The organism is Bacillus sp. es.034, from assembly GCF_002563655.1.
GTDB lineage: Bacteria > Bacillota > Bacilli > Bacillales > Bacillaceae_B > Rossellomorea.
Genome location: NZ_PDIY01000001.1, coordinates 3600900 through 3612745 on the forward strand (window position 1 = coordinate 3600900; position 11846 = coordinate 3612745).

Below are 11846 nucleotides of genomic sequence, written 5' to 3' on the forward strand. Positions count from 1 at the left end.
GGAAACGATTTTCGGGAAAACACTATTAGAATGCATGACAATCGGACATACTGACATACAATTGCACAATGAATAAGGGACTGACGCCATTAGTGAGCTTTTCCTCCATTGGCATTGGTCCCTCTTCTATCTTTGTCATGATTTAGTACAGGATTATTCAAAAGCTTTATTTACACGGGAGAATCCTATATAATTTAATACATACATAACTGAATGATTCGTTCCTATAGAAATGATAGGCTATTATATAAGTTAATGTAAATATAGTTGATAACTTTTTTATCATAGATGAAAGTTAGATTTTTTGAAAACGGATAAGGAGAGAGAAAAATGATTTTTAAAGTATTTTATCAAGAAAGTAAAGCAGAAGTGCCTGTTCGCGAATGCACTCAATCTCTTTACATGGAAGCAGATTCAGAACGTGAAGTACGCCTGAATTTAAAAGACAAACCGTATAACATCGAATTCGTACAAAAGCTTGAGGGCGCTTTTTTAGAGTATGAAAAAAACCACCATTCTTTTGAGATGGAGCAATAATTAATGAAATTTGTAAAGAATGACCAAGCCGCTGTATTTGCCCTTGGCGGTTTAGGTGAAATCGGTAAAAACACATACGGCGTACAATTCCAAGACGAAATTATCCTGATCGATGCAGGAATCAAATTCCCTGAGGACGAACTGCTCGGTATCGATTACGTGATCCCTGATTATACGTATCTCGTGAAGAATGCAGATAAAATCAAGGGACTCTTCGTCACTCACGGACACGAAGACCATATTGGAGGAATCCCATATTTACTTCGCGAGTTAAACATCCCAATATACGGTGGGAAGCTTGCACTGGCACTAATCAAGAACAAACTTGAAGAACACGGATTATTACGTAATGCGAAATTAAATGTCATCCAGGAAGATGATGTTGTGAAATTCCGCAAAACCTCTGTAACCTTCTTCAGAACAACGCATAGTATTCCTGATTCATACGGAATCGTTGTCAAAACACCACCTGGAAATGTTGTGCACACAGGTGACTTCAAATTCGATTTCACGCCAGTTGGTGAACCCGCGAACTTAACCAAAATGGCTGAAATTGGAAAAGAAGGTGTTCTATGTCTACTGTCTGACAGTACAAATGCTGAAGTTCCAAATTTCACGATGTCAGAACGTAAAGTCGGAGAAAGCATCAATGATATTTTCCGTAAAGTGGACGGAAGAGTCATCTTTGCCACATTCGCTTCGAATATTCACCGTCTTCAACAAGTGGTTGAAGCAGCAGTGTTCCATAACAGAAAGGTTGCCGTATTCGGAAGAAGTATGGAAGCAGCCATCACGATTGGACAAGAATTAGGATATATCAACGCTCCTAAGGATACATTCATTGAACATAATCAGATCAATCGCCTTCCAGCGAACGAAGTGGCTATTCTGTGTACAGGTTCCCAAGGTGAACCGATGGCTGCATTATCAAGGATTGCAAACGGTACCCACCGTCAAATCCAGATTCAGCCTGGTGATACTGTTGTATTCTCTTCTTCACCAATACCGGGGAATACAATCAGTGTAAACCGTACGATCAACCTTTTATATCGTGCCGGTGCAGAAGTCGTTCATGGACCATTAAGTGATATCCATACATCTGGTCATGGTGGACAACAAGAAATGAAGCTGATGCTTCGTTTGATGAATCCAACCTTCTTTATGCCAATTCACGGAGAATTCCGTATGCAGAAGATGCACGCTCAGCTTGGTGTCGATTGTGGCGTCCAACCGGAAAACTGCTTCATCATGGATAACGGCGAAGTCCTTGCATTAAGCAATGACTCCGCACAGGTAGCCGGGAAGATCCCTTCTGGAAACGTCTATATCGATGGAAGCGGGATCGGTGACATCGGTAATATCGTCCTTCGTGACCGCCGTATCCTTTCAGAAGAAGGCCTTGTGATCGTCGTTGTCAGCATCGACATGAAGGATTTCAAGATTGCTTCCGGTCCGGACCTTATTTCAAGAGGCTTCGTCTACATGCGTGAATCAGGCGACCTTATCAATGAAGCGCAAACGCTCATTTCTAAACACTTGAACAAAGTGCTTGAAAGAAGAACGTCCCAATGGTCAGAAATCAAGAATGAAATCACAGATACACTTGCTCCATTCTTATATGAAAAAACGAAACGTCGCCCGATGATCCTACCAATCATCATGGAAGTATAATAACGAAAGAAGAGGCTGGCCCAAGTGGGTCAGCCTCTTCTTTTGTTTCATAATACCTTTTTTTCAAACCGGTTAATATCCGTATCGGCACCAATGACAATAAGGATATCCCCAACCCGGATCTGTTCATCGGCCTGTGGGGATACGATGATATCTTTTTCCCGCTTGATCGCCACGATGTTGATTCCGAATTGAGCACGGATATCTAAATCGATAAGGGAGTTTCCACTCAGACGTTCACTCGCGACAATCTCCACGATCGAGTGTTCATCTGACAATTCCAGATAATCCAGTACATTATTTGAAATGATATTATGAGCGATCCTTCTTCCCATATCCCTCTCAGGATGAACGACCTGGTTCGCCCCAATTTTACGGAGGACCTTTTCATGATAATCATTTTGGGCTTTCACGGTAATCTTCTTGACGCCGATTTCCTTTAACATCAATGTCGTTAGTACACTGGACTGGATATCATCTCCGATCGCGACAATGACATGATCGAAATTACGTATCCCCAGGCTCTTCAGTACGGATTCATCGGTTGAATCCGCAACGACGGCATGTGAAGCGATGGAAGAGAATTCATTCACTTTGTCCTCGTCATGATCGATGGCCATGACCTCCATGCCTTGATCGGTCAATGACCGTACGATACTGCCGCCAAATCGGCCCAAGCCAATAACTACAAACTCTTTTTTCACACGTATCCCCCCGCAGTCTCTATAATCTATATTTTAGCATAAAAAAAAGGAGAAAATGACATTTCTCCCTTTCCTTTTTCGTATTTCATTAAAGTTCCAACTCATCACTTGTTCCCCTTGACGTAATCCGCATCAAATAAGAAAAGTCTCATCAGGAGATAAAGAGAAGGAATCAGCAATAACAGACCTGCGATAAAGACTACGACCAGTGCCATCCCCATCGTTGGATTCGTGACACTCGTTTCAATCGTGATAAACGGTTTCAAGATATATGGTAAATGTGACGCCCCGTAGCCAAAGAACGCAAAGAAGAATTGCAGCATGACCAGGATGAATGCCATACCAAAATTTCTTCTCCTATAGATAAAAATTGAAGCGCCAAGAAAGCAGACAAGGGATAATCCGAACATCCACCACATCTCAATGGCGCTATTGAAATGCTCGGGATTATGTTCTCTTAAAGATACGAAAACCAGTAAACTCGCTAAAATCGTCGGCGGGCTCCAGAATATTGAAAACGTTCTCAGTTCTTCTCTTGAATCCATATCCCCGGCACGATTGGCATAATAGGTCAGGAATGTGGCACTGATGAATAAGACCGATACGATGGACAGGACGACCACGCTCCATGAATAAGGACTCGTAAACAATTCCCGGGCAAGGAATACAACCTTATCACCCTGCTCTTCCAAAAAACCGCCTTCTGAAATGGTCAATGCCGTAGACAGTGAAGCCGGGATCAGTAACCCGGTTGCCCCGTACAAAAACAGGTAAACAATATTGTCCTTGGAACCATAGTTTCCGAAAGCATAAAAGCTTCCCCTGATGGCAAGCAATATGATCGCAATACTCCCCGGAAGCAATAATGCCGTCCCGTAGTAATAGGCTGCATCTGGAAAAAAACCGACCAAACCGACAAAAAAGAAGACAAAGAAGACATTCGTTACTTCCCATACAGGAGAAAGATATCGACTGATCAACACATTCAACGTATGCTCTTTCCCTTTCATCCTGCCGTAAAAGGCGAAGAAGCCGGCTCCAAAATCAATCGAAGCCACTATCAAATAACCATATAGGAAAATCCACAGGACGGTAATCCCCACGATTTCCAAACTCATATTCATTCCTCCCCCTTATCAAAATCAGTCGGCCCCTTCTTTTTAAGGGGCCTCACACGCTAACTCGCTTTTTTAGGAAAGCGTTGTTCCAATTCAGCCTCTGCCGGCTTATTCTTAAACATTTTAATCAATACAACGACACACAGGATGCCGAGGAGTATATAGAGAGCCACAAAGAGCGCAAACGTCAAGCCGACCCCGTCTGCCTTTGTTGCCGCTTCCGCCACCTTCATATATCCACGCAAAATCCATGGCTGTCTTCCGACCTCAGCGTAAATCCAGCCAAATTCGATGGCAAGCATGGCAAGCGGTCCACTGGCTACGATCCCCCAAAGCAATCCTTTATTCCATTCATTCCTTTTTTTCCATTTCCAGAATAAGATAAATGCCCCGGCAATGAAGATACTGTAAAACCCGATGGATACCATCAAATCAAACAAATAATGTACCCATAAAGGCGGCCGTTCGTCTTCCGGGAATTCATTCAACCCGATGACCTCTGTATCAAACGAACTTCCCGCCAGGAAGCTCAGGAAACCTGGTAAACGTATCTCATTATGAACTTCATTGTTTTCATCAAGCGTCCCGAAAACGATTAAATCGGCATTCTCTTCCGACTCAAAATGCCACTCTCCCGCCGCAAGTTTCTCAGGCTGATATTCAGCCAGGAACTTGGCCGACAAATCCCCTGCGAGAGCAGAGGCGAAAGCGAAAATCAGCGCAGATAACATTGTTAAACGAAGGGCTTTCTTATGATAGTCCCCTCCCTTTTTACGAAGGATCGCAAATGCTGTGATAGCTGCCAGTATGAGAGCAGATGTTAAGTATGCCGTCGTCAGCACGTGAAACACTTTGGTTGGTGTCGCGGGATTCAGCATCGCTGCAATCGGATCGATATTGATCGCTTTTCCATTTTCCAACTCAAATCCCTGTGGCGTATTCATAAACGCGTTCACCGTCGTAATGAATAGTGCTGAAGCCGAAGAACCGATCATCACCGGTATCGTCAGAAGCCAGTGAATCCATTTATTCTTGAATCGATCCCACGTATAAAGATAAATCCCCAAAAAGATGGCCTCAAAGAAAAACGCAAAAGTCTCCATGAATAATGGCAGGGCAATCACCTGTCCGGCGACCTGCATAAATGATGGCCATAACAGGGACAACTGAAGACCAATAGCAGTACCGGTCACCACTCCGACAGCCACCGTAATCGTAAATCCCCTTGCCCATCTACGTGCCAGCAAAAGGTAATGTGGATCATTTCGTTTGATCCCCATGAACTCCGCTATGGATATCATAACCGGAACCCCTACCCCAATCGTTGCAAAAATAATATGGAATGCAAGGGTTGTCGACGTGAGCATCCTGCTTAAAATCACACTATCCAAAACCATTCTTTACTCCCCCTACCGAATTACTTTTTATCGTAAACAGCTCTTTCCTACTGTTTATCACTTATTGTTCATTATAAAACCTGGTGATGAGTTTGTGAAGTATTGAACAATGAATATTTTGTGACGTTTTTCACAAAGTTCCTCTTGTTTAGTTTCTCCACCCCACCATTTCCTTCCATAAAAAAAACCCACACACCAGTGCGGGGTCCTCTATACTGCATATCACATCGCATCCAACATCCTGAACTGTGACTTCACCAGTTCAAAATAGTCTCCTTCCTGGTCCATCAATTCGGCGTGATTTCCCGACTCTTTGATTCTGCCATTTTCAAGGACAAAAATATTGTCGGACTCACGGATTGTGGAAAGGCGGTGGGCGATGATGATCGCGGTACGGCCGTTCAGTAATTTCTTCAATGCATTTTGAATCTTGACTTCTGTTTCTGTATCGATGGATGCTGTCGCTTCATCCAGGATGATGATACGAGGATTTGCCAAAAGGGCTCGTGCGAAGGACAATAGTTGTCTTTCACCTACAGATAACACATTCCCCCGTTCCTCGACTTCCGTTTCGTAACCGTTGGATAACTTCTCGATAAATTCGTTTGCCCCGATGGCTTCGGCTGCCATCAAGACCTCTTCATCGGATGCACCCGGGCGTCCGAATCTGATATTATCCATGATTGTTCCTGAGAAGATGAATGTATCCTGCAGGACGATGCTGATTTGACTGCGTAAGCTTGAAACAGATGCATCCCGCAAATCAACTCCATCAATTTTCACCACCCCATTTGTCGGGTCGTAAAATCGGCTGATGAGATTCGCGATCGTCGTCTTCCCCGATCCTGTATGTCCGACGAGTGCAACGGTTTGACCGGCTTTCATTTCCAGGTTGATGTCCCTGAGTGCTTTACGTTTGTCATCATAAGAGAATTCCACATGTTCGAACTGGATTCTTCCCTTGATATCGGTCAGATTCAAGGCATTTTTCTTTTCGTTTACAATCGGTTGTTCATCGAGGAATTCAAAGATTCGCTCAGATGAAGCCATCCCGATCAACAGCTGATTATAAACCTGACCGAGTCTTGAAATCGGCTCCCAGAACATGCCAAGATAGAATGCGAAGGAGACGAATTCACCAAGCTCCAGTGATCCATTTTGAATGAGGTGGGCCCCAAACCAAATCAGGACGGCGGTTCCGATGGCATTCGTTAATTCCACCAGTGGACGGAACATGGCATTTTTCTTTGTTGCCGTTCTCCAGCTATCGAAGGTCTCTGTGTTGACTCCATCGAAGAAGGCCATATTTTCTTTTTCCTGGGTGAAAGATTGTGTCACCCTGATTCCCTGGATGCTTTCATTTAAATGAGAGTTAAGTTTTGATTGCTTAAGCCTTACCACCTGCCAGGATTTGCGTATTTTTTTGCGCAAGCTTGTAGAGATGAAGAACATGATAGGCAAAATGACCATAACGGCAAGTGTGAGTTCCGGACTTAACGTAAAGAGTATCACGATGATTCCGATGAGCAGAATGAGATCCATCAACAGATTAATGACACCGTTCGTGAAAAGCTCCTGCAGGGAGTTGATGTCATTCATGATTCGGACAAGGATCGAGCCTGCTGAACGCTGATCAAAGAAACGATGGGAAAGCCACTGAACATGACTGAATAAGTGTTTTCTCAGGTCATAGATGACTCCCTGCCCCAATTGATTCATCCATTTGATCCTGAGGACGTTGGCTATATAATTCAAAACATACAGTCCAGCTATGATTCCCACAAGGGTAAAGAGAAGATTCTCATCCTTTTGCCTGATCGCTTTATCGAGTGTGTATACACCGATGAGGATCGGGATGATCAGGCGGACAGCCGTTGTGATCAGAACAGTGATGATCGACAAAGGCAACAGTTTTTTAGAATATGGTTTTAAATATGTCAGTAACCGGTAGAGCTGTTCCCAGTTGAATGGCTTATCAATCACTTGATCGGTCGAGTAGTGGAACCTGCTCAGAATGTTTTTATTCACTTTCTTTTTTTCGCTCAATCTCTTTCACCTACCCTTCCTGAGTTTGTAATATTTTTTTCTGGTCTTGGTATTGAATATCATAGATTCGCTGATATGGTCCGTTATTTTTCAGTAAGAAATCGTGAACGCCTCGTTCAACGACTTTACCGTTTTCAAGGACGAGTATTTCGTCGGCATGCTTAAGCGATGAAATCCGGTGCGCGATGATGAAGGTCGTACGATCGGACATGACTTCTTTCAGCGCTTTTTGGATTCTGAATTCCGTTTCCATGTCCACGGCGCTAGTAGCATCATCGAGAATGAGGATCGAGGGGTCCGTGCAGATCGCACGTGCTATGGCAATCCGTTGTTTCTGACCGCCTGAAAGACCCAGTCCCCTTTCTCCCAGTCTGGTGTCATATCCATCAGGCAATTCGGAAATGAAATCATGTGCCTCTGCACGTCTTGCTGCTTCGATGATTTCTTCCATGGATGCTTCCGGTCGACCATATGAGATATTGGCTTTGATGGTTGAGGAGAATAAGAATGACTCTTGGAGTACGAATCCAATATTTTGACGGAGTGATTTTAGTGAGTAATCTTTTACATCCCTTCCATCAATGAGGATTTCGCCTTCATCCGGTTCATAGAAACGTGTGATCAACTGGGTGATACTCGTTTTCCCTGATCCTGTGCCCCCGATCAGACCAATGACCTTGCCGGGTTCTGCCTTGAAGGAAATATCCTCTAATGCTGCTTCGTCATGCACCGTGTAATTCAATGATACGTCCTTAAATTCCACTTCGCCTTTCAATCGTTCAACGTGGATGACCCCACTATGATCCTTTATCTTCTCATCCACTTCCAAAATCTCCAGTAATCTCTCACCGGATGCCTTGGATTGGGAAAAAAGGTTGATGGTAAATCCAAGGTTCATGATCGGCCAGATAATATACCAGACCAGGCTGTAAAAGGCGACAAGCTCGCCTGGTTGTAGATTTCCATTCATCACGAGATATCCACCGTATGCAAGGAGTGTGACGACACTCACATTCCCTAAGAACTCCATGAGTGGAAAGTACTTTGCCCAAATGTCCGATGTGAAAAGGTACTTATCTTTATAATCACCATTGGACCGGTTGAATTTATTGATTTGGAAATCTTCACGGGAAAGTGATTTCACCGTATTGATCCCGGAGATATTTTCTTGGACATTCGTGTTCAGCTTTCCGAAGGACTTGCGGATCCCGCGGAAGGCAGGATGGACCGCCTTATCGAATTTGTATACAGCAATGCCGAGAAAAGGCAGGGAAACCAGGGTCACGAACGTCAATGATGGTGAATAGTAGAACATCACCCCAAAGCTGACCGTCACCAGCAGGAAGAAGCGGAGCAATTCCGAGAAACCAAATGATAAGAAAAAGCGGAAAGCTTCTACATCAGCCGTCAAGCGTGACATTAAATCCCCTGTCTTGGCGTTATCATAATAACTGAATGGAAGGAATTGAAGCTTTTCATACAATTCGTTCCTTAATCGGTAGACCGATGTTATCCCGAATAGGTCACCGTTGTACTGTTGGATGTATGTGGCGATCCCTTTCAGAACCATGATACCGATAAATCCGAATGCAAGGTACGGAATCCACTTATATTCCCCTTGGAGAATAACATCGTCAATTGTAATTTGTAAGATCATTGGATATACCACTGTAATGCCTGTAACAAAAATCAAGAAAATCATTGAAATGATAAAATGCCTTTTATAAGGCCAGTAAAAGGCTTTTAATTTTTTAAATGTATCCATATTTCCTCTCCCCTCCGTGTTCCATAAAAAAACAACGTACTACTAAATATATCGGCTTTCGAAATAATTATCTACCCTTTTTTTAGAATTTTTTCCTTTTTGTGAATTCTCCTTTAATTCTTAATCCATATCCATTGTAAAAATGAAACCACAAAAAAGGATCGGTCTTTTGACCGATCCCTCCTCCATATTACGTTTGATCCCTATTCGCTTTTTTCCATTTCATCCAGAACACGGTTCACACGCTTTTCAAGCATCTTCATACCGCTCCCTCCTGCCTGGAAGTGACGGAGATTCCCGTCTTTATCAAATACATAATAAGCAGGGACGTATTGATTTTCAAATGCATCTGTCAGCTTATGCTCACTGTCCACAAAGATCGGTTGAGTGATATCATGCTCCGCAGCCACCTTTTTGATTTCATCCAGATTTAAATCTTCCTCTGAGCGAGGCATATGAACAGCCATTACGTTCAGTTTATCACTGTACCGGTCACGGAATTCATTGACTTGGGGCATGGCTTCTTTACAGAGATGACAAGAAATCGACCAGAAGTGGATAAGAGTCGGTTTATCTCCGGTGAGATCCTTCTTTGTCACTTCTCCATTCAACCATTCAGTAGCGCCGGAAAGCTCCGGCATAGGTTCACGCAGTTTCATTACGGATTGCCTCCTTAAATTTCTGTTTAGACCTTGGTCATTTATGTGTAAAAAAAAGACCTAACAAACGGTTAGGCCTTTATTCATTTGAAAATTATAAAGTTTTTTGACCTGGCTTCCAGTTCGCCGGGCAAAGTCCGCCGGTTTGAAGCGCTTGAAGTACACGCAAGGTTTCTTCAACGTCACGGCCGATATTGTTATGGAATACAGCCTGGTACTGAAGCTCCCCTTCAGGGTTGATGATGTAAAGGCCACGAAGAGCCACACCTTCTTCTTCAATCAGAACACCGTATTCACGGGATACGGAATGGTTTGTATCTGCCGCAAGTGGATAGTTCAGTTCGCCGATTCCATTTGCATTGCGATCAGTGTTGATCCATGCTAAATGGGTATGGATAGTGTCTGTAGAGACACCAATGATTTCTGCATCTAAGTCTTCAAACTCATCGTAACGGTCTGACATTGCTGTGATTTCCGTCGGACATACAAATGTGAAGTCCATTGGATAGAAGAACAATACTGTCCACTTATCGTTTTTCATGTTTTCCTCTAAAGAAACTTTACCGAATTCTTTGTTTGGCATTACAGCGTCCATTTCAAAACGTGGAGCCTGTTTACCAACCATGCGTTCTGCCATGAATAAATCCCTCCAATGAGTATTTGATGAAATAATGTCTGTGAAAGGATGGTTTATAAGCCTGTCCATTTCAACTCACAGATATCATTATATAGGATTGGATTTTTTTAGTCAATTATAATTAATGTAATATTATAATAATTATAATTTATTTCCGTCATCCCTTAGTTGTTTTGCCCAATTCAGAAGTCATTTACTCTATCATGGCATGAATGATCTGAGAAAGGGTACGTTTATGATTTATCCACCAGGGAATAAACCAGTATGCTTTTTTACGGGGGATCACCTTTGACATAACCTATAGAGTATTGTGTATACTAGTATGGTCATTATTTAATAGGAAAGGATGTTTTGGTTTGGATTACATATTTGGTTTAACTGCGTTAAGTGATCGACTATCCAATTTTAATTGGGGCGGTCTATTAGTGACAATTGGAATAGGTGCACTGCAAATTTTGGCGATTTGGATCGCTTTTATTATTGTAAAAGGTGCGGCGAACAAAGTGATCGAAAGGATTTTTGACAAATATCGAAAGAGAAATGATGTATCAGATGGTCGCGCACAGACACTGCAGGCTCTTTCAAAAAACATTATCGGCTATATCCTGATTTTCGTTTTCTTTGTGACGATCATGCAAATATTCGGTATCCAGGTAACGGCTATCCTTGCTGGAGCCGGGATTATCGGCTTGGCCGTCGGGTTCGGTGCGCAAGGATTGGTAAGTGACGTCGTTACAGGGTTCTTCATTCTACTTGAGAAGCAAGTTGACGTAGGTGATTATGTAACGACTGGAAGCTTCTCAGGAATTGTGGAGGAGGTTGGATTACGGACGACACATATTCGCGGATTCGATGGGACTCTTAACTACGTACCGAACAGGGAAATCACGAGTGTCAGCAATCACTCACGTGGAAACATGAGGGCACTTGTCGATATCGGTATTTCATATGATGATGACATCGATAAGGCAATGGTCGTACTTCAACAGGTATGTGATACTATTGCACAAGATGATGATAACATTGTCGATGGTCCGAATGTGCTCGGTGTGCAGACTCTTGGTGCCTCTGATGTGGTTCTCAGGGTGTTATGCAAAACAAAGAATATGGAGCAATGGGGAGTGGAACGAAAGCTTCGTAAAGCATTAAAAGAAGCCCTCGATCAAAATGGAATCGAAATCCCTTATCCTCACCAGGTTTATATCGAGAAAAAAGAAGACTGATGAAATGGGAAAGAGAAGGCGCTGCCTTCTCTTTTTTTAATTCCTTTTCCTTGTTATTTTCTTAATTGTTTCAGTAATTGAAGAAATTT

At 42.9% G+C, this 11846-nt stretch carries 10 protein-coding genes; 3 read left to right on the top strand and 7 right to left on the bottom strand.

The annotated features are described in order from the left end of the window. Positions 1–330 precede the first annotated feature (330 nt). Both ATG71_RS18355 and rnjA read left to right on the top strand, forming a co-directional pair. The gene (locus ATG71_RS18355; RefSeq protein WP_060670009.1) at positions 331–537 is read left to right on the top strand and encodes a DNA-dependent RNA polymerase subunit epsilon; all 207 of its coding nucleotides are present in this window, start codon (positions 331–333) and stop codon (positions 535–537) included. A 3-nt stretch (positions 538–540) separates the two neighbouring features. Next, positions 541–2208: a ribonuclease J1 gene (gene rnjA, locus ATG71_RS18360; RefSeq protein ID WP_098440902.1), complete on the top strand. Its 1668-nt coding sequence runs from the start codon at positions 541–543 to the stop codon at positions 2206–2208. Between the two features lie 47 nt (positions 2209–2255). Here the strand turns inward: rnjA and ATG71_RS18365 are convergent, their stop codons facing one another. From ATG71_RS18365 to ATG71_RS18395, 7 genes are all read right to left on the bottom strand, one after another. After that, positions 2256–2912, bottom strand: coding sequence for a potassium channel family protein (locus ATG71_RS18365; RefSeq protein WP_098440903.1), 657 nt, complete (start codon positions 2910–2912; stop codon positions 2256–2258). 104 nt (positions 2913–3016) lie between these two features. After that, on the bottom strand, positions 3017–4030 hold the full coding sequence (locus ATG71_RS18370) for a cytochrome d ubiquinol oxidase subunit II (RefSeq protein ID WP_098440904.1): 1014 nt from the start codon (positions 4028–4030) through the stop codon (positions 3017–3019). Between the two features lie 59 nt (positions 4031–4089). Continuing rightward, positions 4090–5427 carry a cytochrome ubiquinol oxidase subunit I gene (locus ATG71_RS18375; protein ID WP_098440905.1) on the bottom strand — a complete coding sequence of 446 codons (1338 nt, stop codon included), beginning with the start codon at positions 5425–5427 and terminating at the stop codon, positions 4090–4092. 222 nt (positions 5428–5649) lie between these two features. Further along, on the bottom strand, positions 5650–7473 hold the full coding sequence (locus ATG71_RS18380; RefSeq protein ID WP_098440906.1) for an ABC transporter ATP-binding protein: 1824 nt from the start codon (positions 7471–7473) through the stop codon (positions 5650–5652). A gap of 10 nt (positions 7474–7483) precedes the next feature. Beyond that, on the bottom strand, positions 7484–9238 hold the full coding sequence (locus tag ATG71_RS18385) for an ABC transporter ATP-binding protein (RefSeq protein ID WP_098440907.1): 1755 nt from the start codon (positions 9236–9238) through the stop codon (positions 7484–7486). Positions 9239–9441: 203 nt separating this feature from the next. Next, the gene (locus ATG71_RS18390) at positions 9442–9897 is read right to left on the bottom strand and encodes a TlpA family protein disulfide reductase (RefSeq protein WP_098440908.1); all 456 of its coding nucleotides are present in this window, start codon (positions 9895–9897) and stop codon (positions 9442–9444) included. Positions 9898–9991: 94 nt separating this feature from the next. Next, positions 9992–10534, bottom strand: coding sequence for a peroxiredoxin (locus ATG71_RS18395; protein ID WP_098440909.1), 543 nt, complete (start codon positions 10532–10534; stop codon positions 9992–9994). Positions 10535–10890: 356 nt separating this feature from the next. Here ATG71_RS18395 and ATG71_RS18400 point away from each other — a divergent pair, with 356 nt between their 5' ends. Further along, positions 10891–11757 (top strand): mechanosensitive ion channel family protein, encoded by an 867-nt coding sequence (locus ATG71_RS18400; RefSeq protein WP_098440910.1) that lies wholly within the window; start codon positions 10891–10893, stop codon positions 11755–11757. The last annotated feature ends 89 nt before the right edge of the window (positions 11758–11846 follow it).

Excerpts from the sequence above, each read along its gene's own strand:
- ATG71_RS18355 (WP_060670009.1), top strand. The coding sequence starts at position 331 with ATGATTTTTAAAGTATTTTATCAAGAAAGTAAAGCAGAAGTGCCTGTT.
- rnjA (WP_098440902.1), top strand. The coding sequence starts at position 541 with ATGAAATTTGTAAAGAATGACCAAGCCGCTGTATTTGCCCTTGGCGGT.
- ATG71_RS18370 (WP_098440904.1), bottom strand. The coding sequence starts at position 4,030 with ATGAGTTTGGAAATCGTGGGGATTACCGTCCTGTGGATTTTCCTATAT.
- ATG71_RS18375 (WP_098440905.1), bottom strand. The coding sequence starts at position 5,427 with ATGGTTTTGGATAGTGTGATTTTAAGCAGGATGCTCACGTCGACAACC.
- ATG71_RS18385 (WP_098440907.1), bottom strand. The coding sequence starts at position 9,238 with ATGGATACATTTAAAAAATTAAAAGCCTTTTACTGGCCTTATAAAAGG.
- ATG71_RS18390 (WP_098440908.1), bottom strand. The coding sequence starts at position 9,897 with ATGAAACTGCGTGAACCTATGCCGGAGCTTTCCGGCGCTACTGAATGG.
- ATG71_RS18395 (WP_098440909.1), bottom strand. The coding sequence starts at position 10,534 with ATGGCAGAACGCATGGTTGGTAAACAGGCTCCACGTTTTGAAATGGAC.